Raw genomic sequence first — 26,932 nt, forward strand, 5'->3', positions numbered from 1 at the left:
TTCTAATTTTAGCTAAGGTTTTTATTGCTAAAATCAGGTGGTATTTTTTTAAAAGTTGTATAGGTATCCAAAAATAGACTTGCATTTTTTAAATCAAGGTTGTGCAACAGCCACGAGACGCTTGCGCCTGATAGGGGGATAAAATAATACATTTAAATGGAAATAATAGCAACTAGATTTTCATTGGGCTGTATAATTTTAAATTTGGCAATACTGGCTTTTGTATTCTTTAAGACACCATATTGTAGTGAATTTTCAGCTTTCTATATAATCTACAAAACCCTATTTTTACTTTGTGCTCAATTCTTTATATATATTTTTTTTAGAAAAAATATTGTTATCGGCTTTTTGGTGTTGTTATGTGTAATTTGGAACATATTCGATTTTATCCATTATTTAAATTCTGCTTCAAGCTGCTGGTAACCTACACCAGTAGCTATAGGAGGCGCATTATTATCCGTTCGGCGGTACACTTGCCGGCATATCTGCGCAGGCTGCTAATAAACTAGATAACAGATTTGAGTATAATGGAAAGGAAAAACAACAAAAGGAATTTTCGGATGGTAGTGGATTGGAATGGTATGACTACGGTGCAAGGATGTATGATAATCAAATAGGAAGGTGGCATGTGATTGATCCATTGAGTGATGTTTCAAAAAGATGGTCGCCTTATAACTATGGGTATAATAACCCAATGAGATTTATTGATCCTGATGGAATGCTGGCTGTCGGTGGGCGGTTTTGTAAGCGGCAAAAATAGTGTTTTACCATAAATAATAAGGCGATATCCGGTTGTGGGCCTGGCTACTTAAACGCGCAACAAATTTTTTAATCTTATAAGATATTTTGTTTCTTCCTTATTGAGCTTTCGTGTTGCTTCCGCAATATGCCGCGCACTGTTGAAAACGCGAACGCGGGTATGTGTATCAATTTCCTGCTGATGGTCATTAAAATAAGCTTCAAAAGCATTGTATGCTTCTTCGGCTGGAATCATGCTGTCTTCCATCGCTTCAAATTCAAACTCGGTCAGGAATGCCCTGTCACTGCCAAAGCGGTCGGTGCTGTTGTCATAATGTTTCCAGGCAAACTGTATCTCTTTATCCAGCTGCGTTTTTTCTTCAGCTCTAACAGTATCATCCGCGGCGGCTATGGCATAAAATAAATCGCCTAATGCTTTATAAAATTTGCGTGAATCTTTCATGCATCAATATTAAAATTGTTCCAGGCATTTATCAATGATCTTTATCATGGTGCGGAGTGTTTTTTGTCAATTCCCCATGCCGTATTATTGCCGCTATATAATCCGGGGATATCTCAATTTTCCCCCATTCCTCCTATAACATTAATTTAACGCAATAAGCCAAATGCTGGTAGCATTTTGGATATACATCTTACCGTGAACTTTATTCTTCATTTAAATCGATTGTTATGAAATGCATAAACGTAAAATCAGTAGTAACTATGGGATTTATGGCTGTTACCCTGCTGATAAGCGCATCTGTATCTGCGCAGGATAAAATGCAACACAAAACCCCGGAAGAGAAAGCGAAAATGATGAGCGATAAAATGAAAACAGCATTAACGCTTACAGATGAACAATACCAGAAGGTGCAGGTTATAAACCTTGATTTTGCTACCAAATCAAAAGACATCAAAAAAGACGGCGCTGATAAAAGCGCCTGGATGGAAAAAATAAAACCACTGGAAGAAGAAAGAAACACTGCCCTGAAAGGAGTATTAACGCCTGAACAATTTACCAAGTACGAATCTTTGAAAGAAGAAATGAAAGGGAAGATGAAAGACAAACAAAAAGAAAAGTCATAGGTTTTGACAGTAAGCGTATAAAAAGCGCCCCAATTAAGGGGCGCTTTTTATTTTGTGAAAACAGGAGCGGCGATATAAATTTTCAGTATCTTAGGATTGTTGCTGTAACCATTGCTAATGCTAAACGTTGTTAACCATGACCACCAAACCTATGGCGATACTTTTTTTATGTGCTCTTTGCTGCACACGCGTTTTCTCCCAGGATTATTTTTACAATAACCGCTATTACGACAAAGACTTTCTGTTTGAAATAAATGCTTCTGCCGGTGCAATAAATTGCCTTACTGACCTTGGCGGCAGGTCAGGGGATGGTAAAGGCTTTTTGAAAGACCTGAACCTGGTCAATACTAAATTCAGCGGAGGAATAAGCGCCGGGTTTGTTTACTTATATACGCTGGGTGCAAGGCTTGAATTTAATGCAGGAACTATTACCGCTTCGGATAATATCCTAAAAAGCGATCAGTCAACCGGCGGAATAAACCGTTATAAAAGAAATTTGCAATTCTGGAGCAATATCTACGAATTGCTTTTACTGGTTGAGTATTACCCGCTATCGCATTTGCTTTTTAATAATGATAAACGTTCCCGGTTTTCACCTTATATAACCGGCGGCATTGGTATATTCCATTTTAATCCGCAGGCGTACTTGCATAATGAAAGCATAAACCTTCAGCCCTTGCATACAGAAGGACAGGGATTTACTGAATATGGTGATCGTGCTCCGTATAAACTAACACAGGTAAATTTTCCGGTTGGAGCAGGGATAAAATATGAACTCTCCCCTTTGTGCAATCTCCGTATTGAAGTGCTCCATCGCATTACCACAACAGATTATCTTGATGATGTAAGTACGCGATATATTGATCCTGCATTATTTCAAAAATATCTAACGCCCGAGAATGCCAGTCTCGCTATGCAATTGCACGACAGGCAGGGAGAACTTGACCCGTCACATATCACAACTCCGGGTTCCATCAGGGGAAGAGATAGCAGAAATGATTCGTATTTTACAATACAGTTTAAAGTTGGAATTATTTTAGGAAGAGCGTTGCGCTAAACTGCAGTTTCATATCCGGCCATTCCTTTTTAGTTTGGGGTCAGTTAATTCTGCCCGGGTTTCGGCTTAGTTCATCAGCGATTGTTAATGAGATTTATAATGAGTTGTATCATTAATTCTTTATCATCAGGATTGCTTTGCGCTACAAGTAATGCGAGCGCCACTAATCCGTTATCATTTATTTTAAGCTCTCCATTTTGTTTGAACCGGTGTTTGTTTTTTTCCAGGAACCATATAAACAAAAATGCGCCTATTCTTTTATTGCCATCGCTGAAGGGATGATTTTTGATAACAAAATATAAAAGATGTGCCGCCTGCTCTTCAATACTTTTGTACAGGTATTCACCACCAAAGGTTTGAACTATATTGCCAAGAATGCCCTTGAAACTTTCGTCTTTTTGATTCCCAAATAATGCAGTGGCTTCTTTATTTTCTATCAATTGTTGTTTAAGCGTTTCTATTGCCTTTATCGCTTCTGTGTATTGAATTTCATATGTAATGTTTTCATCCAGTCGCTCACTGGTGAGCCTGTTACTGTCGAAACGGTTTAGGAGCACGAAACTTTGGGTGTAATTGGCAATGATATCCAGCAGTCCTTTTACTTCCGATGCCGATAACCCTTTATTTTTTCCTGATTCCTGTATTATACTTACCACCTGTTGTAATTGTTCCAGTCGCTTTTGGTTAACTGCATAACCCTGCACTAAAAAGTCTTTAAGGCGTTGGGTGGCCCATTGCCGGAATTGCGTGCCTCGTTTGGAGTTGATACGATAGCCAACCGACAAGATTGCATCCAAATTATAAATTAATTGTTTACGTTTTACCTGTCTTTTCCCTTCCTTTTGAACTTGTAAGTATTCCTTACAAGTTGAATTTTCTTCAATTTCATCTTCCGCATAAATGTTTTTAAGGTGAAGGGTGATATTTTGCGGTGTTGTTTGAAAAAGTTCAGCCATTTGCTTTTGTGTAAGCCAAGCGGTATCTCCTTCAAACTTAACTTCTATTTGCGTTTGATCGTCTGGAGATTGATATATAACAATTTCACTCATCTTATCTTTTTTCAGCATAGGCTGTTGTATATGAATCTATACGTTGAACACACAATGTAAAAAACATAGGTAAGATTGCCAACCCATGTTTTGCCCTTCAGTGATAAAACATAATTGAAAAACGACCATAAACACCCAAATTTATACCGGGCACTAAAAACAATCCACAATGCTTTGATTAATCATTTCTATTTTCTAATATTACGTTCCCTCCCTGAGCAGATGCCTATGACCCCTTTTACAACACATTATCCGCAACTAGAAAACTTTATTGCATAAAGCACCTGCCACCCCTGTAAAATCACATCCTGAGTTTTGTGTAAAACCTATCCATTAGTTCATTCATTAAATTCAATTTGATGACACAGGCGCAATTGTCTGCCATGCTCGAAAGCATTACCGGCCATCTTACCGCCAAAGATGCCGCACAGGAAGAACAACTTCAGCAGGCGAGGTTGAGGGTTGCATCTTCCCTGCTCAACCAGAAAATTGAAGATACGGGCAGTGAGCAGCTTTTTTATAAAGCCAATCTCTATAGCAGGGACAATATAAAAAGCAGCACACTGCAAAGTATAGATAACCTGGCTCACCAGCTAATTGGCAATGCCGGGGCAGAGCCAACCGAAAATGTTTTTGTACGCAGCACTCCGGTGTTGAATGCAGCAATTGCAGGCAGCAAACCCGACTGGGCTGCAGGCGCTTCTCCGGCTGAAAGTTTTGGACCGTTCCTGAATAATGAAGGGCGTGAGATATGGATAGATATTTACCGTGTAGAAAAGCTGATTACATTATATCTCGGTAACCAACCCATTCTTTTATTTAAAGCTTCGTTCCGCGGCGGCATATTCCTGCCTGCCAATCAACTCTTCACCACTTATAATATTGTTGCCGGCAGTGTTTGGATCAATGCAAGGTTTTTGTATGCTTCCGCGGCAGCAGACAGGTTTGTTGGTGTGCAGGTAAAGAAAGGCAGCCTTAAATTAAGCGCCGCTCCAACACTGCAGAACAACCAGATAACAATTAATCCGGCTGCTGTAATAGAAATGTCGCTGGAGCTGGTGCAGGATGAAGATGACGGAGCAGCAGAAACTTCTCCTTATGGTAAAGATGCACGTGCTGCCATTTATACGCTTCCTGCAACATGGGCATTTACATGGCAAAACAATAAAGCGAACGTTACACAGGTTGCTCCTTCTTCCTGTAATATATATGGTCAGGATATTGCTTTCAATTTTACGCCTGCTGCAAGCACTGCCTTCAAATATGTAAATGATATGCTGCTGATCCCCTGGAGGGCAAGTGTAAATGAGTTTAGTTTTTTAAAAAATCAAAGCCCTTGGATTTTGCCTGCCGACACCGCGGAGCTGCAAAAATCATATTGGGCTTTGCCAACCAGCGCAATCAATATAGCCTCGCCGGTTGCCGCTTCCGGCAATGGGTTGGTAATGCTGCAATGTGCAGAAGGACTACGCATCAGCTGGACAGGATTGCAGGATGAAGACATCCGTCTTGTTGCCCCCACCATATTAGGCAAGCCAGGTGATATTGCTATTATTGATCTTGAATCAAACGGGCTTGGCGCATCACATCATTTACAATTATGGCAGGATAACGAGAACCCCCATGGCACAACCGCTGATCTTTTATTACTGGAAAAAGCGCCGCTTATTTTTATCAGCAACAGTAAGGCCGCTGTTGAAGTGATCAGCACTTTCTGCGCGGCAGATATACAGGCCGACAGACCGGTAAAAGTGAACGGTGAACCATTCCCTGTAGAATCTTTATCGTGCTCATTATTATTGAGCGGCGGCAAAAACGGAAGAAGAGTAATGCTGATAGAAGATGATGTGCAGGCTGACCAGGCAGTTAATACGAATATAACAGGTGCGGCTCAGCAGGTGCGGTTGTTTTCTATTGCGCTTGAAAATGCTTTGTTCACCGTATCTCCTGTAAAAACATTTATTCTTTTTGGAGAGTGCGATGATAGTATGACGGATGTGAAGCGCGGAAATTTTATTGTTGTATTTACACTATACAGCTATTTGCCAACCCTGCCTGATCCTTATGTAGCAAACCTGGGATTATGGAGAAGGGGTGCAGGCAATGACAGGTATAACCGTCTTGCAGGAGCTGCGGGCTTCAGCAGCCTGCTGGTTTGTTTCATAACTTTTGTTGGGGCTGATGAAGCAACAGATAATGTAAAAGTCAACTTTTACTTTGGCGGCGTTGAGCTGCCCAATGTTATGGATCTTCCGCAGCAAACGCCTGTTAAAAAAGCGATTAAAGTCTCCGATGCAAAAGCAAGAACTACTATTACAGCGTTAAAGAAACCATTGCGGCAAACAGCCACCGTTGCAAGGTCTCTGTTTGGTAATTTGCGCACAACAACTAAATTAACAAGCAACCAGTTTTTACCCGAGGTAATAGATGATATACTAACCGGCGAAATCATAAAACAGGAACCACAACTGAATGTTGATCTGCTCTCAGGGTATAAAGATGGCAATGGAAAAATATATGATGCGAATGCGCTTGCCAAAATGAAGAGAGATATAGAAGATGTATGGGATAGCAGCATCGGTGTTCAGCATGAATTTTTTTCTTTGTTAGATGTAAGCAGCAATGCCAACCAGTTGGGTGTAAGCTTTGGAACCAACTGGCAGATCATAAAAACAGGAAGTGTTCGCGGCAGGGATGGAGAAGTGCATAATATAGATTACAATGCCGCGGCGTATAATACCGCGTTCCCGTTTTTGGTGGAAGGCATGCAGGTTAAACTGCCATCGCACCGGGTGCGCGCCTTCACATTGCCGTTAATGGCCTGGGAGCCGGAGATAAATCTTACTCCGCCGGATAGTGATAATCCTCCTGCAAAATTATTAATGGATCCCGATGCAGGCTTTTTATATTATGCTGATGATGGCGGCCCGGCACGTATATGGAATAACAATGCTGCCCCTGTTCCGTTGGCGCCCATACCGGTTACCAATGGATTGATTGAAGACTTTACATCGCAACCGGGTAATTATACACTGGCAACCTTCACCCTGCCATTTGGCTTAAAAGCCATCAGCTATATTTCAAAACATTTTGTTGAACCGCAAAAGCCGGCTATTGAAAATATCCGTCCAAAGTTCAGGAAGAACGAAGAAGATAACACGTATAAACTTGAGGGCGGTATCCAGGTAAGCCTGCAGGCCGGAAGATTCGGCAAACCCAATCCTGCCAATCCAACGGAGTATGATAGTGATATGTTTCCCGGCTATACCGTTCAGGCAAATAACCTGCTGAACTGGTATGGTATTGCTTCTTATGCCAGCAACCTCGGACACAGAGTGACAGAAATTTTTAATAATGAATTTTTATTCGGACCATTAAGCCTTTCCTCTCTTTTAAAAGATTCACGCGGCGTGCCTGTTTCCCGTATGGATGTTACGGGATATGGCGCCAGCATATTCAGCAACTGGATAAGCCCCGGCGCGGCGTTGGCGCAAACCAGCCAGGCACGGTTTGATGTAATGCTTGGCCGCACGGGGCATGAGGTGATACAGGTGAAAAGCATCCTGTATCCCTGGGGTATACGTGTAGTGCGCACCATTACGGTTTTCCGCACAGGTTCAGGTTATGTGTTCAGAACCGACAGCGGCTGGAAAGCAGAAAGTGACGGCTTGTTTGATTTTTCATTCAGCTATTTAAAGAAAGGTGTTGACCCATTCGGCCACCTTACAACAAATGACTTTGTGCACATACCCGATGAAGCGAATAATATACCCCCGCAATACGAATTCCACACCGGTATCATCAGGGGATTATTCAATGTAAGAAATATCAAAGACGCCCCTTCCGTAACGGAATATAACAGCGAAAATATTATTGCAATCAACGAAGATTATGTGAACGGTGTGAAAGGACAGTTATATACAAATACAACCGGCGCTCCTTTGCATGAGCCTGTAAAATGCGGCGGTGTATATTTTGATGCTGATGTAGAAATAGAAAATGTAGTGCAGGGGCATGTAAATAAAAGAGTGGTATCAAAACGCATACTCGGTTATGTGCAGGTAGCGCCCGCCGGCAAACCGCTGACAGCCCAACAATTAAAAGAACTGCTGGATCTGCAAAACGGGAGCATCGGCGGCGATATTGATTGTGTACTCGATATCAATAAAAGCAACCAGCAAATACGTGCAGCGCGTTTTGATGTAGCGCCTTCAATTGATAAGGCGGGTACCAAGCCGGTATTTGTGGTGGCTGCAAGGGGTAATGTTTTTCTGCCTAAAGATGGTAGCTGGGCTTTGGTTCAGCATAATGTAGGCACAGGAGAAGTTACGCCGCTGCCAACAGATACAATGGTTCCGCTTATTCGCACAGGCGCATGGAAAAAAGGAAATGTGGTTGATAGCAATATTCTGCAGAAACAACTTGTTCGTGTGGCGCATCCTATGGAAATATTACGCGACCCTGCTGCTGACACACTGAACTTCGGTTACCTGCAATCAACCGCAACGCAAAAAGCCTTATTCCTTACACCGGCCTACGAGCTGAATAATGCTAAAATGCTCAGCAAAACGCCGCCTGTTTTTGCTGATGCTTACCGCCTGATGAGCGGGGAAAGTATATTCCCTAATATCGGTAATGCCATAGACAATTTTGGCAAGGCCATGCCTTTGCTCAACAGCAAAGATGGTAATGGCAACACCTTCCAGGCTTTTACGCAAAGCGTGCTGGAAGACGGAGGAACAAAAGTTTGGGAGTTAATGCAGGTGGAAGCAGTGAAGGCAGGTGAAGCCGCGATCAGCCAGGGTATGAATATGCTGAAGCAGGGGGCAAATGGCATTCTTGATAAAGCATTGAGGTTTGATGTGCCTTCTTTTGAAGTGCCGCTGGTTGACACGGAAGCGCTTAGAATATATATTGAATATAAAACGGGTAAAAAGGATGCTCCTGCTAATACTTATGTAGACAGTAAACTAAACTTTGATGTAGATTCTTTTGCCAACGATATGGGCAACCAATGGAAGAGCCGCCTGAATAATCTTGCGATGGTGGTTGACCTGGGTGACATGAAACGCCTGATGATTATCAAAGGAAATTTTGATGCCGGAAAAGGCAAAGAGAGTAATTATGAAGGCGGACCTGATGGTAATACTGACGGGCTGCCAATGCCGGAAATAGAATTCAGCGATGCATTACAACCGGTAATTGATATACTGCAGATGCTGGCATCGTTAAGCACCAATGATTATAAAGAAGTGCTGAAAAAAGGATTGAAGCTTGCCATGAGCAATAGTGGCGAAATATGGCAATATAAATTTGAAGCCAGCAAAGAGATCGCCACCATCCGGTTCCCGCCTACAGATGAACTATACAACAGCGCTCAAACACCGCTCAAGCTTGAAGCATCATTAAGCGCCGGCGTATATTTTAATGCTGCATTAAAAGTTACTACAGATCCTTCACAATTGTTGCCAACAGCAGGAGCATTCCTGCAATTCCACGGCGGTTTGCAGATCATGTGTTATTCCGTTGGTGTTGGATCAATATATGCTATTGGAGCGGTAGATGTAAAAATTGCCGCAGATACTAAGGTTGGGCCGAGCCTGCAATTGAAATTTGGTTTTGGGGTATCCATAGTTGTTAGTCTGCCTGTGGTAGGCAATGCGAGCGTAAGCTTTATGGTAGGTGTGGAAATGTATGCAGATAAAGATAAAGTGGTGCTGGCAGCATTAATGGTATTTAAAGGTCAGGCAAACCTGCTGGGTGGTTTGGTATGTGTTGCCATTACTATAGAAGCCAAAGGAATAGTGGTGCGGGAACTGGGCAGTGATAAAACAGACTGCAGCGCCCAGGTAACATTTGCTATAGATATCAGCATCTTTTTGATTATTGATATCAGCTTCTCCAAAACATGGGGAGAAGACAGGCAGGTGGCGTAGGGCGGTGGGCAATGGGCTTTGAGCTATCAGCCGTCAGCTATCAGAAGGTCTTTCATGCCGATCGCCCATAGCTCATTGCCCATAGCCGACGGACTAAATATTAAACGTTGATAATATTATATTATGGAAGCGAACAGAAGATATACTACGATGGTTTTCCCTCAGGGATTTGATGGAACAGTATTAAAGCTGAACATCGTGCTTATTCCGCGTAACCGTGATCCTTTTAATAATGCAACAGGACTGGCCGCGCCATTTGATACCGCAACAGCTTTTGCTGATATTAACCCTGAGTTTGAATTAAAAGTAGTTAAAGGAATGAGTGAATGGCCTATTGGTAATGCGTTGGCTGTTGGCAGAACCCCTGTTAGTATTGGCATTAACGTGAATGCTGCGGGAAATAAAAAAGCTTTGCTTGAAGCGATCAGAACAGATTTTGGCGCTAAGATCAATATTACGGATACGGATAAAACACCCAGTGAATTTTATACGGTAAATAAATACCTGCCGGAAACCTACCGCGATTCATTCAACTTTACCGGACCGCGTGTGCCTAATGCAAAAACAGATGACAGCTATCACTGCGCCATAAAAAAAGATACCAAGAAGAAAGATGGCTGGAAAAACGATGACGACCTGAGCTGGGGTAAAGTATTTGCCTATATACTCCGCCAGCCATTGCTTGCAAAAGCATGCGGTATGGTTTACGAAACACAGTTGGTTATTGATGACGGCAATAAAGCATTGTTCGAAAAAGGTTGCTATATATATGCTGATATCACCACACCGGAATATAAAAATATACAGGATCAGTTGATGATTACCGCAGATGGCCCGTTTATTAAGCCGTATGCCGCAAGAATACCCAAATTAAAATTGGGTGATGAAAACAAACGACCTGTATTTGCACCCATTTTATTCCCGGTATTGTTTGTAAAAGCAGGTGAGCTTGTAGACCCGGAGCCGCCCAAAGCGCCCTGGGATAAAATATTCGCTGAGCTCAATGAATATAATGACGGCTTCTCAAAAATTGTACATGCCGGTCAACCTGTAAGCCGTATATGGCTGGCTGAACAACAGGATGGCGCTCCGCCTGTAAAAGATGAAGGCATACGGCTTGCATGGGATGATGAGCAGATACTGATATGGTATATGCGGCAGTTAGAAGCCAACCCGCAGGAGCCGGGCAAACGTATTGATGCACCGCTTGGCGTATTCGGGTATAAGATTGATGTACAGGAAGATGCCGTGAATGCCGACTGGAGCAGCCTTAACCTGGTAAGCTGCAAACAGGCATACAGTTTTGGCGGCGTACCGGTAGGTAATGCACCCAACCAGCAGCTCGAATTACCCTTCCAGGTTTTTCCCACACAATTGGATAACGATACTACGGCGCCTTTCTGGCTGCCCATGTATTTTACAAGCTGGATAGGCAAGAGCATGATCTTAAAAGATACCGACGCCATTGCTATTCACCAGAATGATGAAGCAAGGTTGGATAAGGATGATCCCACCCCAACCAAAGCGGTTGACGCCAATAATATGTTTGATGAAGTGCCTGCGGCTACGCTGCTCCGTTATGGTCACCGTTACCGGTTCAGAGTGCGCATGATGGATATAAGCGGCGGCGGGCCGGGCATAAGCGAAGATGTATATAACAATGCGCCCGCGCCAACTTCTGAATGGAGCTTTAAAAGATATGTGTCGCCGGCATTATGCCGCATAGAAAAGCCATTGGATATACGACTGGTTAAGGCTGATTTTTATAATGAGATCATCACTGAAGGGCAACCTTCGGTATTTGATGCAAATCCGGTTATTAATATTCAACGACCACTGCTAAACTACCCTGCTGTTGTATTTACTGATAAATACCAGGCGCTGGGCAGCAACCCTGTACAACTGCTGATACAATCCGCACAGGATCAAAAGCAGGGAGGAACTACTGATGAGCCCAATGTTGTTCAGCCTGCGATTGCTGATCCTGATGTAACCAAAGTTGAAGTTAAGGTGGAAGTTGAAACGCTGAGGCTTGATAACCTGGCCAGCGATAGTGGTAAGGAAAATTATATTACACTATACAAAACCACAAGAGATTTCCCGGCGGTAGTCAATGCCGCTGATTTTGAAAATTCACTTTCGCTGAATGTGGTTTTTCATGATATACCAACACTTAATCTGGGCAGCCTTGATGATCCGTTTAATGACCCTGCATTGAACAAAGCAGCTATCGACGCTATGCAGGATATACCATTGCCTTCCGCAAGAAAAATAAGAATGACGATAAGAGCTGTATGTGATGGAAACAATAGCTCGTATTACGGGTTTATTAACGAAGGTAATCATGATCTGGACAGCCGCTACGGTAAAACAACCCAATTCCGGTTTTATAAGGAATCTGCTGATGAAAGTAACCTGCTGTTGCCAAAAGCCAATGTGCCCGGGCTGAAGGGGTTGTACCTGCAACCCGACCCTGAGTATATACGCAAGGGCGTTGTTGGGCAGTTTTTCTTTTTTAACGCAGAAACAAGCGTGCAGCCCAATATCATGCAGCGGCTTGCACAGCAACTGGGTGTAAAAGCCAATGGTTTAACGTTGGTATCAGAAAAAGGCGAAAGGGTTGTGTTTGGCTGCAATAACAAGATACGCCATAGCCTGGCGCCAGATGGCAGCAGCATTACTTTTTCATCCAAAGGAGATTTGTGTAACCACTGGTTGGGTTGCCTGGTATACCGGATTGACCGCGACTGGAGCTGGGACGCATTGGAAGATGTAGCCTTTACTATCTCCCGGAATAAAAAATTCAGTAAAGATGCGCCGGATGAAGCAGAGGTGCTGGCAAATATCGGCGATATAGAACTGAAGCATTCGGCTTCGTTCGAGTCATTACAGGCGGACGCTTTTGGTAATGTGAACAGGAGCAGTACCACTATTATTTTTATTGACGCGATTGAACCAAAATCTTCTTTACTTACTCCTGGTGGACGACTGCGTTTCCCGGATACAATAGAAGTGCAGTATACCGTCACACCAAATTTTAAACCAGGGCATGGACAGCCTGCAAGTATACAACCAGACCTGATTCTGTTGCCTTCAACCGTTATCCCATCACAGGTGCCTAAAATTGCGAGTGTAGGATTGGCGTTCTCTCCATATATCAAGGCAGAAAAATATCAATCTACCGAGGCAAGACAAAAATATTTATGGGTTGAACTGGAAGAGCCGGTTGAAAACCCGGCTGATACCTTGTTTTGCAGGGTGCTGCATTACGCGCCGGACCAGCTCATCGGTAATAATAAGCAGCTTGCCGAGCTGTTGCGTGAAACAGAAGAAAATCCGCCTTTACCCATTGAACCGGAATATATCCGGATGATCACGCCCGGGCAAACAGATGATATGGCCGGACTGAGCGCTATGCAGCCTATGGAAAAAGCAAGCGATGATGACGATATTCACTACCTGCTGCCTTTGCCACCGGGACTGTATGCTGAAAGCCCTGAACTGTTCGGGTTCTTTACCTACGAGTTCCGCATCGGCCACGGGCACTGGAGCGACGGCCAGGAAGGAAAAGAAAATTTATGGAGCACCGCGCAGGGGCGTTTCGGACGACCGCTTGAGGTAGCCGGTATGCAACATCCCGTACCAACATTGCTGTGCAATGTAAACAGGGATAAAGACAAAGTATATGTAACCGCGCCGTACGCCAGGGCAGTATATAAGGGAAAGAATGTAACCAGCGATCCGCCACGTACACAACTGCATTGCGTATTGTATGCACAGGTGCAGCAGGCAGACCGGCTTGAATACAGGAATATATTGCTGGATGAAAAATTAATGACACTGGTAAAACCACCGGCCAGGGGAACTGTGGGCACATTTAATCCCGGCACTTTTACCAATACGGTTGTGTCGTCCATAACCAATATATCAACGGTATGGACACTGGGCGAAGTGGATGATATAGCAAGAGCCAATGTGGTGCTGAGCAATCTTACTTTAATGAATGAAGTATCGCGGTTGAATGTGAGCGGTGAATATGAGAAAAAGATAACAAGGGCTATAACAGATTACAGGAAAGGCAAAGTGGTTAAAATAGATAAAGGCATGGCCTCAACTATATTGCAGGCCTTTGATGAGCTGAAGCTGAAAGAGGCTGCGCCGCCTGTAGCCGCCGCAAAATTTACTGATGCTACGCTTGTGGCGGGAGCAATAAAAGCGATTTATAAAGACCTGCCTAAAACCGCCACCGCTGTCTGGGATAATAAAGAGATCGCGGTGCTGCTTACACAATTGGGTTTACCTGAAGATGCCGCGCTGAGCGTATTGGTGGTAGAAGTATTCGGTAATATCACCAGCTTCTTTGATCATTTCTTTTCTTTAACGGATGAGCAACTGACCGCCTTGCAGGGTATTGATAATACCCAGTTGATCGCATCAACATTGCTGGAAAGAAGACGGAAGAACCGCCAGGCGTTGAATGAAGAACTGGGTAATTACAGGATATTGCGCACATCGCCGCTTACAGAGGTGCCGTTTGTTTGCTGCCCTACGTGCGGGTGAGGGTATCGCCAGAGGCGATAAGAGGGCTATGCGTGGCGAAGACGCCACGCATAGCATGAACGCCACGCATAGGATGAAGACGCATTATCATATATATTCAAACCCATAACACTACATGATAAACCGCGGATAAGCATGCTCACCCGCGGTTATCGTTTTCTCATTACCTGCTATTCATCCACCGCAGGGGTTTTTGCCGCAGGTATCGATTTCAGGTACCGGTATATTGCTTTCAGTTCAAGATCCGTCATACGCTTAAAACTATTCCATGGCATTGGGCTTGCAGGATTAATTTTTCCTAACCGCATACGCTCAATAAAAGTTTGCTCCGACCAGCCGAATATACGGCTGCTGCTATCGGGTGTAAGATTAGGAGAGATCAGGCCTTCTACATTATTTCCCCCTGCCATCAGCGGCCCGGTGAATTTACCGGACAGGTCTCTTTTGGTATGACATCCGGCACAGTTGGTTGTACTTGTTACAATATACTCACCATACGCAATACTGCTGTCTGGCTTTATATGCTTCTCTACAGCATGAGATGGTCCAACAGGTTTGATCAAAAATGCTTTCACCGTTTTCCCCATCATGCTGTATTCAGGTGAAGGAACCGGCTCGTGAACCGGCTTTTGTGTTCGCAGGTAAGATACCACAGCCGTAAGGTCATCATCACTCATATTGGCAAAGCCCATAAAATTCAGTACGGCATTTCCGTTGGCATGCACGCCGTAACGGATAACCCTCGCAATCTCTCCGTCTGTTCTTCTTCCCAAACCATACACGCTATCAGACGTTAAGTTAGGTGTATAAATTTTCGCGATGCCTACATCAAATAACCTGCCGCCGCTTAATGCGGGTTCAATACCAAGCTCCAGTAAAGAATCAGCATTTTGTTTGCTGTGGCAATCCGCACAATGTGCCTGGCTGAAAACAATATGCCGCCCCCTGTTGATCACATTACTGTCGCTGCTGGCGCGCACATCAGGATACGGGGCCTCGAACTTTAAATTCTGGCGCATTGATATAAGTACTACCAGGAGTATAACCAGGATCAAAAGCCCTGATACAAATCTTTTGGCTATCTTTTTTATTCTTTTCATTGTTATATTTATTACAAAAAAATTTCCAGCTACCCGGCTAAGCATGATTTCCGGGAAGAATAATTGCTTTAAAAATGGATTATCAGTAAACCGTTTTAGACAATAGCGATTGCCTGCGTTTTGGTGAGCGGTTGTTCATTAATTCGTCAATGTATTTTTCAATCAGCGCATCTGTTGCATAGCTGTTCAGCTCTTGTGCAAGCCTTACAACATTTGCTTTATATACCGGGTTTTCAAAAATTTCTTTTACAGCCTTCTTTATCCGGGCGGCTCCCGGGCGTTCTGTCTTCAGGTTAATACCGTATTTAAAATATCCAACCCTTGCGCATATTTCATTTTTCCCTTCATGCACACCGGCAACCACCATCGGCATTTTATGCTCAATACCGAGCAGCACACCACCATAACCTCCATTGGTTATAAATACATTGGTATAGGGCATGATGTTTTCAAAAGGAATAAAATCTTCTATAATAATATTGGGCGCATTATACTTTGCGCGCAGCGCTTCTGTATTTGCACTGCCGGTTGTGCAAACCACCAGCACATCTTCATCATCTTTAAATGCTTCAAGCGTAGGTATAATTAATTTTGAAGGATCCTTCTCCACGGTTCCCTGTGTAACCAATACAACTATTTTATATTCCTCCAACCGTTTATCGAACCAGGAAGTTGCCTGGTTCGATTTGCGATAAGGAAGTACCGCACCGATAAACCTGACACGTTTATCCAAATCACTTCTTTTATAATCAAAAGACGGGCAACCGCTCTGCAGAACGATGTCTGACTTTTTATAACCTATATCAAATATGCCTGTATTGTTGTGCGCAATGCTGTATTTCTCCAAAGCCTTACGCATGGCACTATCAGCCTTTCTGAACAAAATTTTTCGGGATAACCATCTTAACCCCTTGTGAAAAATTTTACCTGCACTGGTGTTGGCTGGTATTAATCCAAGCCCATAAGGAGGCAGGTCACAGGAACTGCCGGGAAAAGGGAAAACCGAAACAGCTATTACCGGAAGCTTCATGCAATCTTTGATATAAGGAATGCCGGGAAAAGCAATATCACAGATAACAATATCTGGCGGAAAATTTTGCCGGATCTCGTCAATGTCTTTCATGTATTCTTCCCCGCGTTCAACAAAAACATGAATCATGTCGAAATTTAATTTTCTGACAGGGTTTCTGATCTTTGCTCTTTCAGGATAATGCGCTTCCATATACGAAATATGGAGGTCTTTTGCGATCCTGAACGGATAGTGCTTCATGCCGAGACCTGCTATATCATTTGTATATTCTTTTGAAGCGTACCAGCGAACATCATGCCCGCAGGCATCAAGATATTTGGCTATGCCTGTAAGCGGCTTAAAGTGACCATCTGCAGGAAAACATGCCACCAGAACTTTTAATCTGCCTTGCATTGTAGAATTATTTAAAATATTTAACTACTTCATTAGAATCTCAAACTGTTCCTGTTTTCCTTTATGATCATTGGTCAGCGCTTCAGCTTCTCTCGTCATACGTATCATTTCATCATACAGGCTTGTCAGTGCCTGTGCAACCCTGGGCTCAGTATAATTGTAATCAACAAGACTGGCGTTTTTTGCTTTCCCCCAGGGATAAGCGCCTATCATATCATTGAATTCCCCGAAAGCAATTTTTGTATTTGTTTTGAGCAGGTTCCACAGTATTGTGCGGGTAGCAGCTTCTTTTTCCTGGAAAGCATGCATAATAGTTTGCCTGCATTTCATGAGTTCAGCTAACCCGTTTTTTTCTCGCTGCGCGGTAAGCGGCAGCGCATCATACTGCTGCTTATACCATTTCTCAATATCGCTGTACACAGTATAATAAAACTCATTTGCCTGCTCAGTTCCTTTGGCATAAGGAATGGTTGCTTCCTGCATTTGCTGTAAACATTTCGCTATTACCATGTCAATATTCATAGCGGCAGATGTGTTGTTTACATTCTTTTGTAATTCCTCCGATGTCTTATCATCTCTTTTCACCGGTTGGCTCGTCATATATTTTTTTAATTCTTCCTGCTTCTGTGCATCGGTCATTTTATTATAGGCTTCCCTGTATTCAGGGTCATTCATCATTCGTTTCATCATGGCGTTTAAGCCTGCGGAAGCACTCATCTGTCCTTCCGGGTTATTCACCACCTGTTCAGCAGCTTTTTGTGCAGCCTGTTTTCTTTCTGCTTCGCTCATATTCATTACCGCATCCGTGCCTCCCATTTGTTGCACTACCGCATTATTATTGGCGGCAGCTTTTGCATCAGCAATCATCATTTGCTGATCGTTTCGCTGTGCAGTCAACTGTTGCTGCATCATGTCGCTTAGTTGTTTTTTTCTTAGTGTTACCTTGTCAATATAAGCCTGGTATTTAGCGGCGTTGGTTAGCCTTGCTTCAGGCAAAGAAGGAACGGGTCCCGGCATTTCTTCCCATAGTGGAAACAAATTCATTTCACCAGCTTTGTGTTCATATCCCGGCTTATAATGCTTTACCAATTCCTGCTGTTCCTGCATTGCCTGCATGACCCATTCCCTGATTTGTCCTGTTGCGTTATCTACCTTTTCTCCAAGTATTTTATAATATGATTTTTGTGCTGCCGCATCCTGCTTTGTTGTTTTATATATTGCCAGTATATCATTTAATGTTGCTTCAGATATCTTTGATTTGTTTTGCGCTGATGCTGCAATAAAACAAAAGATCAGGCAAACTGTTAGTTTGAATATTTTATACATACCGTTTATGATTTGCATTGCAAAGATTGATCGCGGTTAAAACCTGGTCAATAGCAGGTGCTGTGAAATGCTTAACTACGTACATCAATTGCTGAGATCGATGTATGAATATTTATTTGAAAATCTTTTCCGCAGCATACACAAAAAGCAGAATCCTGAAAGTGTACATGGCGTGTACAAACCATAACACACACGCTGTGCGAAATACCCCTACAGGAATAGTTGTATGAATTGAGGATTTTGATGTATGAACTGTTAAACAAGCCGTACATGCGGCATGTATTTTTAAGTTTGATACAATAGATTTGTATTAAACAGAACCCTTGCTCAGGCACATACTTTTATCACTCTTTTTGTTGGTTTGTGTACATACAGATGCACAGCCGGATTTTTTGTTTTCATACCTCGGAATGCAGCATGGACTTGCAGGTGAATATGTAAGGCAGGTTCAGCAGGATAAAAACGGTTACATGTGGGTGATGACAAGAAGCTGCCTGCAGCGCTACGATGGCATACGGTTCCTGGATTTATATACCGGCAGGGGTGTGCTGCCACAAGGTTTTATAAGAGAAATACTGATTGATAAACAAAACAGGCTATGGGTTTCTTTTGAAAATGATATACTGGGATACCTGGACCCGGTAACATTTAAATGGCATCCGGTAAAGCTTATCCTGGGCAAAGGGCTCGCAGTTCGCGATCCTCATTTTTTTGAATCGAACGATGGGAAAATAATATTCGCCTGCACCGGCAAAACTTTTTTAACGTTCAGCGAGGAAAAGCATGAATTTTCGGAGGGCTATAACCTGTTTAAATTACCCGGAGGGTGGAATTTTATCTCGCTCTGGCAGGATAAAAACCAAAATTACTGGGTCTCCACATACGGAGGACTGGTTAAATATAACTCCTCAAAGAATACCCTTTCTTATAAAGGGCATAATACTGATGCCGACAGGTATATTGCAATGACAGAGGATCTTACCATGATCCAGAACTTTTTTATTGACCAAAATGAAACAGGCTGGATCACTTCATGGCCTGCAACCACCGGGCTTTCTTTTAAAAGCATTGATATAAAAAACGGCAAAACCAGGAAACGGGAACTTGAAATATACGATGGCTTAAAAGGGGAATATTATACCATTATTAAGCTGCTGCAAATAAAAGGCGCGTTATGGATGTATGGAGATAATCTTTTAGCCTTGTACGACAGTGCGAACAGCAGGTTTCTGTATGTGCCCAAAAGCGCTCCGGGTAAATTCAGTATTTCATATGATGTTGTTAACCATGTGTACGAAGATCGCGAACACAATATGTGGATTTCAACCAACCAGGGATTATACCGGTATACAGCAGCTAATAAACAACTCAGATCTTTCAACAACTATAAGCCGGGCAACAAAGAGACCTTTACTGTAGAAGTAACAGATATTCTTGAAACAACCAGTGGTGAAGTTTGGATAAGTACATGGGGTGGCAACGGGATATATACTTACGACACTGCGTTTAAACCTGTATATTCTAAACTGCTGAAAGATGATTATGGTAAAAACGCTGCAATGGTGTGGAGCATGGTTCAAATGAACAATGAAGACATTTGGTGGGGCGCGCAGGATGGATGGCTATGGAAATATGATGCAGCAAAGAAACATGTGTATAGTTTTCAGCCGGCATTGGCTGCGCAGCATACCATACGCCAGTTAGCCAAAGATGCGCAGGATAATTTATGGATAGGTGTGCAGGGCGGGCGCATTATAAAATTTAACCCGGCTACCGGTGAATGGCTGTTTGTGCATAAAGCCGGTTCAAGCGTTACCCGGATGATCGTTTCACAAAAAAATGAAGTGTGGGTAGCAACGGATTATGACGGTGTGTATTGCATAGAAGCTGCTACGGGTAAAGTAATGAGGCATTATACCGACTCCCTGCCGCAGGGTAAAAAATTATTAAGCCCGGGCGCAGGTGATTTTCTTGAGTATAACGATAGCATAATGCTGATTGTTTCTGCCGGGTTAGATATACTTAATCTCCATACCGATTCCATTCAACACAATTATTCGCAGTATGAAATATTTAACCTGGCAAAAGATGCTGAAGGCCTGGTTTGGGCAAGTACCAATCTTGGGTTAATGGCTTTTTCGTTGCGTCACGAAAAACCGGTATTGAAATATGATCAGCGTGATGGTTATAGCAATTTCTCTTTTAGTATAGCGGCATCAGGCAGTATCAGTAATGGAACGATTGTATTTGGGAATAATCATGGATTTCTTGCATTTAACCCGGAAATGCTGAAGAGGGAAGTTGAAAAAAACATTGCAGGCAAAGTACTGATCGCTGAAGTATATGTGAATGAAAGCAGCCTGAGGGTAGATTCCATCCTTCAGTTAAAAAGGCTGAAAATTGGCCCGGGAGATGTATCTGTAAAAGTAAGATATACTACCAATGCTTTTAAAGAACCCTTACCCGTATATTATATGCTGGAAGGTATTGATAAAACATGGAAAGAAGCTTCCGGCAACAGTGAAGTAATGATGAGTTATTTGCCACCAGGCAAATATTTACTAAAAGCGGGAATAATGGATGAGAACAACCAGGTAGGTTCTGTTACTGAATTGTTCGTTGAAATAGCCCCCAGGTTTTACCAGACGGAATGGTTTTATATTTTAATACTGCTTGTAGCGCTGGGCATTTTATTTCTGCTGGATTATTACCGCATGAAACGTAAAGAAGATGTGCAGCAACTGCGCAGAAATATTGCGAGACAATTGCATGAAGACGTGAGCAGCACACTGGAAAAAGTGAATATCCTTAGTGATATAGCCATCATAAAGCATGAAACAGATCCTGTTAAATCGCGGGAGTTTATTGCTGAAATAAAGATGAGAAGTGCAGCGATGGTTTCGGCCATGCAGGATATGCTGTGGGCTATTGCACCGGAAAATGATAGCATGAAAGAACTGGTAAAGCGCTTTCATAAATATGTGCAGGTAACCAACAACAGGCATAATGTGCAGATAGATTTTGCAGCAGATGAAAAAGTGAGCAAACTAAAATTGAATATGCAGGTAAGATATGAGCTGTTGCTGCTTTTTAAACGAAGCCTGAAATTTTTAATGAGTGTTGCTGTAAAAGAGGTGAGGATTTATATAGGGTTTGAAAAAAATATTTTGTATTATATATTTCAATTTGTTAATGAAGCGGGAGACACAAAACAGCTGAATAATTTTTTCAGCAGCAAAGACCTGAATGACAGGCTGAAGAAGCTGAACGGAGAAATCACTACAACGGTAAAGGCGCATATCACCGAAATTATTTTCAGAATTAACGTATAGTATGAAGCTGCATCGCCCTGCATATAATTCAAAAGAATGGCTGATAATGCCGTTTATTTGTTTTGCATTTACATTTATTATCAACAGTATTTACTTTGGCAAACTGTATTACAGCAGCGGCTTGTTTTTTATCGGCGCCACCATAATTACTTATGCAGAGCTGATCATAGATTTTCTTATCTGCGGCTATATAGCGCTTTTGCTTACAAAACGATTCCCTGATATAAAACAAACGGTAAAAAAGCTGGGTTATATGATCGTAAGTTTTGTGCTGCTCAGCTCTTTTCTGAAATACCTGTTATTTAAACTGTATGAGATATTACCTTTTTTTAAAACCGAGCTTAACGAGAACAGGCTGGCCTGGGTTTGTCTTTCCATAGCCATTGCCAATATCTTTCTTATTTTTTTGATGGAGGGTATTTCAAGATATGAAGCCTGGCAGCAGAGTGTAAAAGAAACAGAATTGCTCAACACGAATTACAGGCAAACGCAATTAAATGCTTTAAAGAGTCATATTACACCACATTTTTTATTCAACAACTTAAATACCTTAAGCAGCCTCATTGAAGAAAATGAAGATATGGCGGAAGACTTTCTTAATGAAATGACGAAGGTTTATCGCTATATGCTGAAAAATGACAGCGATCAACTGGTTACACTCGATACGGAATTACAATTTCTTCAATCGTATTTGCATCTGATGGAAAAAAGATTTGGTGAAGGCTTGCGGGTAAATATTGACATAGCCGAAGTATATAAGCAAAAATATATTGTTCCTATGCTGCTGCAGGTTATTATTGAAAACGCTTTCAGCCAGAATGCCATCAGCAGGTCAAAACCACTTGAGATCAATATTTTTTCAGAGGACGTGGATGTGTTGTTGGTACAAACCCTGCGGCGGCCTAAAATATTTTCTACTGACGTGGAAATTGAAACCGGGCTCGACACAATGGTGAAGAAATATAAGCTGCTGGGTAAGCAGCTGGAGGTAACAGATACGGCCGGTGATATAAGAAAGATTTTCATACAACTCATTAATGAAAACGTAAAGGCATGAGAAGATTGATCCCTGGGTTTACAAGACTAAAGCAATACAGCTTTTTAACTTCAATGCCTTTTATTATAGCTATGCTTCAGCTGATCATGTTTGAAGACAGGGTTTGGCAGGAGCCTTCTGTCTGGATTTTTTCTTCACTGATCATTTTTGTAATGGGGTTTTTCTCAATGGTGGGTCACGTGCAGTATGATAATTGGGTAGAAAAAAAATATCCGCTGTTATCGCAAACACGGCAGAGAATACTGACGAAATCGCTGATTACCGTATTTGTAATGACGCCATCAGTATATGCTATCTTCCTGCTGTACCACGTATTTCATTTGTTTAATTACAGTATACAACCAGATCATTTGTGGCAGGGTGCGCTGGTTGGGCTGAGCGTAAACGTAATATTTGAAACTTTGTATGAGGCCGATTTTGTTTTCAGAAGGGTTAGAGAAAACACCGCTGAAAACGCTACGTTACAACAGCTTTCGCTAAGGCAGGAATTTGATACGCTTAAAAACCAGGTTAACCCGCATTTTCTTTTTAACTGCTTTAATACACTTTCATCTCTTATAGGCACTGATAAGCAAAAAGCAGTTCAGTTCCTGGATGAATTAAGCAAGGTTTACCGCAGCCTTTTGCGCAGCAACCAGGATTCGTTGAGCGTCTTATCGCAGGAGCTGGAATTTATTGAATCCTATTTCGGGCTGTTAAAAACACGGTATGGCGGGGCAGTTAAAATGCGTATCAATATCGATAGGCAGTATCTTTCTTACCTTATTCCATCCCTGTCGTTGCAATTACTGGTAGAAAACGCGGTAAAGCATAATACCGTTTCAAAAAAATATCCCCTTACCATAGAAATTTTTACCTCGGGAGAAAACAAATTAGTGGTGAATAATAACCTGCAGCGTAAGGTTAGCCTTTCTCACTCCAATGGCATGGGCCTGCAAAATATAAAGGCCAAGTATGAACTTTTGCAATGTCCCGGGTTCCAGGTAATGGATGGTGAAAGGAACTTTACTGTTGTGCTTCCATTAATATGGCGGCCGGCAGAATCAACACAAAACGTTTAGCCGCAATTAATACGGTGTTTGCAACAATACATTACATATCAACCGGAGTATCCTTATTAATTCAATACATTTATTATTAAAACACACTACTATGAAAGTACTGATTATTGAAGATGAAGAACTGGCTGTGAGCAAGCTGAAAAAAACACTGGCTGTTATTGATGAAAGCATTGAAGTTGTTGGCGTTGGCGACAGCATTGAGACTTCGGTAGAGTGGCTGCAGCAAAACCCCGAACCGGACCTGATCCTTATGGATATTGAACTGAGCGATGGGCAAAGTTTTGAGATATTTAATCTTGCTGAAGTAAAATGCCCTGTTATATTTACTACTTCTTATGATGAATATGCCTTGAAAGCATTTAAGGTTAACAGTGTTGATTATCTTTTAAAGCCCATCCAAAAAGATGAATTAAAAAACGCAATAGAAAAATTCAAGGCTAATTTTGCCGGGCATCCGCCTGTTGCGGATATTGATGGATTGATGCGTGAACTGAAAAGTAAAATTCAACCCAAAGAATTCCGGAAAAGATTCCTGGTAAAAAATGCCAACCGCCTGGTAAGTATTGAGGTAGACGATATAGCCTATTTCTATAGCGAAGGCAGGTTTACTTTCTTTAAAACTTTCGACAACAAAAAATTCATTGTTGATTATACCATTGAAGAGCTGGAAGATATGCTTGCGCCTGAAAAATTTTTCCGGATAAGCCGCTCATTTTATGTATCCATAAAAAGCATCGACAAAATAGAAGATTATTTCGGCAACCGCCTTATCCTTCAGTTAAAGCCATCAATAGATAAAGAGTCTATTGTAAGCAGGGAAAAGGTTACAGATTTTAAAGTGTGGATGGGCAAGTAATGATCTCCGAAAATCGGTATGAGCGTATGTTTCTAACAACATAAAAAAAAGTGATTGTATATGCTACAATCACTTTAAATAAACCATCCTATAAAAGCCCTGTTAAAATTTTTGCAGGAACTGCAATGCATTGCCCGTGCCATTCAACCTGAGATATATAGCTTTTGTGCCATTGGCTTCTGTTTTAAGTTCATAGGTATAATTTGTGGTTGCTGTTATTTCGCTTTTATCCAGATCCCGGTCTTCCGTTGTCTGCCCGTTTTTGCTTTGCCTGTAATGTGCAGTATGCGCATGTGTGATAATTGTTTTGGACGCTTCGTTAATTTCAATGGTTCCTTTGGTAAGCGATTGATGATAAGTGCTGAATGTACCTGTTACTGTTTTAGAAGTAAAATACTGCTCATAGGTTCCGTTTGCATTAAGCGTAAAAGCAATTGCTATTTCAAATGCATTGCCGAGATAATCAGCCGGGTTCTGGCTCCAGTATTCTGTCATTGAAAAGTTGCCATACATCCAGTTGCCCTGCATGCCGGAAGATACAGGAGTTCTTGGCCCATTTCCGTAACCGCCCGGGGATGGTTGTACCGGATCTTTCTCACATGTACCAAACAATGATGACAGCGCTATTGCTACGATGATAATTTTTTTCATAATTTTTTTGCAAAAATATTCCGGGCAGTATGTATGAAAAATGTAAGTGGTTATGAACTGCGCAAACAGGAGTATGAACTGAGCAATAGTGGATCAATGTTGTTTCCTTAAGATAAATCATCAGCATAAAACTTTTAATAGTCAGCAATGCGAAGACTTATCGAATTGTTACCAGTATCCGGCAAAACGATATTGAATAATGAATAGTAAATAAATTGAAGATAGCTGTTCACTATTCACAAAACAATGCGAACTGTTATGGTTAACACAAAAGTATATTACAGGGAAGCTCTCAGTGTAAGCTTAAATGGTACTTCAATGTGTTTCTTATCACCTGTCAATACAAGTTGGGCTGCCTGTACGCCCATTGCATAAAAATCTGTTGAGATGGTTGTAATACCATTAAGAATGATTTTTTTCATAACGGTTTCGTTGTAAGAAATTACGCCAATATCTTTTCCTATTTTTAACTTCATTGATATCAATCTTTCCACCAGCGCTACAAGATCAGCCTCCATTAAGTTAATATATACTTCGCCGCTGTGAACGGCCTCAGAAGAAATATCATGCACTATTTTATGGGTGAAAGCATATTCATGGCAAAACCTGTTGAATCCTTTAATGATCTCCTGCGGGAAATAGCTTTTTTCGGGAAAAATTATTTTGAGCGTATGATATTTGGCAAGGGGCTTCAGCGCCTGTTCAAGTGCATTGTAAATATCTTTCTCAAAATTTTCATATACGCCTCCGTATTCTCCGTCAACACCCGGAAGGCTTTTGTCGAGCAATATTAATTTGTGTTTGGGAATAGTATTGATGATGTCATCCGCATTATCTCCTGCTTCTATAAAATGCGGAATGATCACATAGTGAGAATAGTCTTCTTTTGCATTTGTAATAAGCTTTTTGAACAGCGCGTAATCGTTATTGTAAATGTAGAAGTCAATGGCAACATTTTCGCCAAGTGTTTCTACAAAAGCATCGTATACTATTTTTTTGTGAGCGCTCAGCTTGTTAAAGAGTAGCATTACCCGCTGAGACTGCCTGATATTGTCATTCACTATATAATAGCCTTTACCGGGCACAGAACCAAGTACCCCCATTTTTTTGAGATGCTTATATCCCTTTTCGGCAGTATCTCTTGATACTTCAAGCTCAAAGCTTAATTCGTTTATAGAAGGAACGATATCATCTTTCTTCAATTTGCCTGCTTCAATGGCATTGAGTATTGAATTGGTAAGCTGTAAATATTTGGGAGTAGAAGAAAACTCATCCACCTGCACATTAGCGAAAAAATTGCTGAACTTCATACGGGCTCAAAATAAAATAGCAAATATAACTGTATATGGTGTTTATAGTAGTTAAAAAATCAGGGATTTTGCTTTTAGAAAAAAACATTTGCGGTTATGTGTCATCTCGAACGAGCAACACGGGAACTTTACTATTATCGTTTTGGCGCGAGTGAGAGATATGCCGGGCCTTGGTACTAATGCTCAATATTTGTACTACTGCTGATACACGGATGATACTGATAAACACCGATACATTCCGTGAATATCCGCTATATCTGTTTTATCCGTGTTCCATTCTGCGTATTGGGCATGCCCGGCGGGAATGGGTTTGTTACACAAAGAGCCACGAAGGATACACAAAGTTACACAGCGTGTTTTATTATTCTTTGCGGCTCTTTGTGTATTCTT

The 26,932-nt window shown here is 41.9% G+C and carries 15 protein-coding genes and 1 pseudogene; 9 read left to right on the plus strand and 7 right to left on the minus strand.

The window, feature by feature from the left end; translation table 11 throughout:
• Positions 1 to 463: 463 nt before the first annotated feature.
• A pseudogene (locus tag DC498_RS11355) lies at positions 464 to 760 on the plus strand (RHS repeat domain-containing protein); the annotation flags it as partial.
• Between the two features lie 48 nt (positions 761 to 808).
• Here DC498_RS11355 and DC498_RS11360 read toward each other — a convergent pair.
• On the minus strand, positions 809 to 1,201 hold the full coding sequence (locus DC498_RS11360) for a hypothetical protein (RefSeq protein WP_116874279.1): 393 nt from the start codon (positions 1,199 to 1,201) through the stop codon (positions 809 to 811).
• Positions 1,202 to 1,428: 227 nt separating this feature from the next.
• Between DC498_RS11360 and DC498_RS11365 the strand changes: the two genes are divergently transcribed.
• Both DC498_RS11365 and DC498_RS11370 read left to right on the plus strand, forming a co-directional pair.
• The gene (locus tag DC498_RS11365) at positions 1,429 to 1,824 is read left to right on the plus strand and encodes a hypothetical protein (protein ID WP_116874280.1); all 396 of its coding nucleotides are present in this window, start codon (positions 1,429 to 1,431) and stop codon (positions 1,822 to 1,824) included.
• Positions 1,825 to 1,960: 136 nt separating this feature from the next.
• Complete coding sequence (locus DC498_RS11370; protein WP_116874281.1) at positions 1,961 to 2,881, plus strand: DUF6089 family protein; 921 nt, start codon at positions 1,961 to 1,963, stop codon at positions 2,879 to 2,881.
• A gap of 74 nt (positions 2,882 to 2,955) precedes the next feature.
• Here the strand turns inward: DC498_RS11370 and rhuM are convergent, their stop codons facing one another.
• The gene (rhuM, locus tag DC498_RS11375; protein ID WP_206197594.1) at positions 2,956 to 3,948 is read right to left on the minus strand and encodes a RhuM family protein; all 993 of its coding nucleotides are present in this window, start codon (positions 3,946 to 3,948) and stop codon (positions 2,956 to 2,958) included.
• Positions 3,949 to 4,289: 341 nt separating this feature from the next.
• Between rhuM and DC498_RS11380 the strand changes: the two genes are divergently transcribed.
• Positions 4,290 to 9,866 carry a hypothetical protein gene (locus tag DC498_RS11380; RefSeq protein ID WP_116874282.1) on the plus strand — a complete coding sequence of 1,859 codons (5,577 nt, stop codon included), beginning with the start codon at positions 4,290 to 4,292 and terminating at the stop codon, positions 9,864 to 9,866.
• A 123-nt stretch (positions 9,867 to 9,989) separates the two neighbouring features.
• Positions 9,990 to 14,426 (plus strand): hypothetical protein, encoded by a 4,437-nt coding sequence (locus DC498_RS11385; protein ID WP_116874283.1) that lies wholly within the window; start codon positions 9,990 to 9,992, stop codon positions 14,424 to 14,426.
• Between the two features lie 170 nt (positions 14,427 to 14,596).
• On the opposite strand, the gene DC498_RS11390 is transcribed toward DC498_RS11385, so the two are convergent.
• The 3 genes from DC498_RS11390 to DC498_RS11400 all read right to left on the minus strand — a co-directional run bounded on the left by DC498_RS11390 (position 14,597) and on the right by DC498_RS11400 (position 18,275).
• Positions 14,597 to 15,526: a c-type cytochrome gene (locus DC498_RS11390; protein ID WP_133176833.1), complete on the minus strand. Its 930-nt coding sequence runs from the start codon at positions 15,524 to 15,526 to the stop codon at positions 14,597 to 14,599.
• 82 nt (positions 15,527 to 15,608) lie between these two features.
• On the minus strand, positions 15,609 to 16,949 hold the full coding sequence (locus DC498_RS11395; RefSeq protein WP_116874285.1) for a glycosyltransferase: 1,341 nt from the start codon (positions 16,947 to 16,949) through the stop codon (positions 15,609 to 15,611).
• Positions 16,950 to 16,973: 24 nt separating this feature from the next.
• Positions 16,974 to 18,275: a hypothetical protein gene (locus DC498_RS11400; protein ID WP_133176834.1), complete on the minus strand. Its 1,302-nt coding sequence runs from the start codon at positions 18,273 to 18,275 to the stop codon at positions 16,974 to 16,976.
• A 323-nt stretch (positions 18,276 to 18,598) separates the two neighbouring features.
• Between DC498_RS11400 and DC498_RS11405 the strand changes: the two genes are divergently transcribed.
• The 4 genes from DC498_RS11405 (at position 18,599) to DC498_RS11420 (ending at position 24,581) form a co-directional block, all read left to right on the plus strand.
• Positions 18,599 to 21,607, plus strand: a complete 3,009-nt coding sequence (locus DC498_RS11405; RefSeq protein WP_133176835.1) for a ligand-binding sensor domain-containing protein — start codon at positions 18,599 to 18,601, stop codon at positions 21,605 to 21,607.
• Between the two features lies 1 nt (position 21,608).
• Positions 21,609 to 22,664, plus strand: coding sequence for a sensor histidine kinase (locus DC498_RS11410; protein ID WP_116874288.1), 1,056 nt, complete (start codon positions 21,609 to 21,611; stop codon positions 22,662 to 22,664).
• On the plus strand, positions 22,661 to 23,725 hold the full coding sequence (locus DC498_RS11415) for a sensor histidine kinase (protein WP_116874289.1): 1,065 nt from the start codon (positions 22,661 to 22,663) through the stop codon (positions 23,723 to 23,725). The genes DC498_RS11410 and DC498_RS11415 overlap by 4 nt, the downstream gene beginning before the upstream one ends.
• Positions 23,726 to 23,816: 91 nt before the next feature.
• The gene (locus DC498_RS11420) at positions 23,817 to 24,581 is read left to right on the plus strand and encodes a LytR/AlgR family response regulator transcription factor (protein ID WP_116874290.1); all 765 of its coding nucleotides are present in this window, start codon (positions 23,817 to 23,819) and stop codon (positions 24,579 to 24,581) included.
• Positions 24,582 to 24,683: 102 nt separating this feature from the next.
• Here the strand turns inward: DC498_RS11420 and DC498_RS11425 are convergent, their stop codons facing one another.
• On the minus strand, positions 24,684 to 25,232 hold the full coding sequence (locus DC498_RS11425; RefSeq protein WP_116874291.1) for a hypothetical protein: 549 nt from the start codon (positions 25,230 to 25,232) through the stop codon (positions 24,684 to 24,686).
• A gap of 278 nt (positions 25,233 to 25,510) precedes the next feature.
• Entirely contained in the window at positions 25,511 to 26,542 is a 1,032-nt protein-coding gene (locus DC498_RS11430; protein ID WP_116874292.1) for a GntR family transcriptional regulator, read from the minus strand.
• Between the last annotated feature and the right edge of the window lie 390 nt (positions 26,543 to 26,932).

This window comes from Terrimonas sp. (assembly GCF_003075435.1).
In the GTDB taxonomy this organism is placed as follows: Bacteria; Bacteroidota; Bacteroidia; order Chitinophagales; family Chitinophagaceae; genus Agriterribacter.

Bases quoted from the DNA above. Each gene is read 5' to 3' on its own strand.
- DC498_RS11415 (WP_116874289.1), top strand. From the start codon at position 22,661: ATGAGAAGATTGATCCCTGGGTTTACAAGACTAAAGCAATACAGCTTT.
- DC498_RS11380 (WP_116874282.1), top strand. From the start codon at position 4,290: ATGACACAGGCGCAATTGTCTGCCATGCTCGAAAGCATTACCGGCCAT.
- DC498_RS11360 (WP_116874279.1), bottom strand. From the start codon at position 1,201: ATGAAAGATTCACGCAAATTTTATAAAGCATTAGGCGATTTATTTTAT.
- DC498_RS11370 (WP_116874281.1), top strand. From the start codon at position 1,961: ATGACCACCAAACCTATGGCGATACTTTTTTTATGTGCTCTTTGCTGC.
- DC498_RS11395 (WP_116874285.1), bottom strand. From the start codon at position 16,949: ATGCAAGGCAGATTAAAAGTTCTGGTGGCATGTTTTCCTGCAGATGGT.
- DC498_RS11385 (WP_116874283.1), top strand. From the start codon at position 9,990: ATGGAAGCGAACAGAAGATATACTACGATGGTTTTCCCTCAGGGATTT.
- DC498_RS11365 (WP_116874280.1), top strand. From the start codon at position 1,429: ATGAAATGCATAAACGTAAAATCAGTAGTAACTATGGGATTTATGGCT.
- DC498_RS11420 (WP_116874290.1), top strand. From the start codon at position 23,817: ATGAAAGTACTGATTATTGAAGATGAAGAACTGGCTGTGAGCAAGCTG.
- DC498_RS11425 (WP_116874291.1), bottom strand. From the start codon at position 25,232: ATGAAAAAAATTATCATCGTAGCAATAGCGCTGTCATCATTGTTTGGT.
- DC498_RS11390 (WP_133176833.1), bottom strand. From the start codon at position 15,526: ATGAAAAGAATAAAAAAGATAGCCAAAAGATTTGTATCAGGGCTTTTG.
- DC498_RS11400 (WP_133176834.1), bottom strand. From the start codon at position 18,275: ATGTATAAAATATTCAAACTAACAGTTTGCCTGATCTTTTGTTTTATT.
- rhuM (WP_206197594.1), bottom strand. From the start codon at position 3,948: ATGCTGAAAAAAGATAAGATGAGTGAAATTGTTATATATCAATCTCCA.
- DC498_RS11410 (WP_116874288.1), top strand. From the start codon at position 21,609: ATGAAGCTGCATCGCCCTGCATATAATTCAAAAGAATGGCTGATAATG.
- DC498_RS11430 (WP_116874292.1), bottom strand. From the start codon at position 26,542: ATGAAGTTCAGCAATTTTTTCGCTAATGTGCAGGTGGATGAGTTTTCT.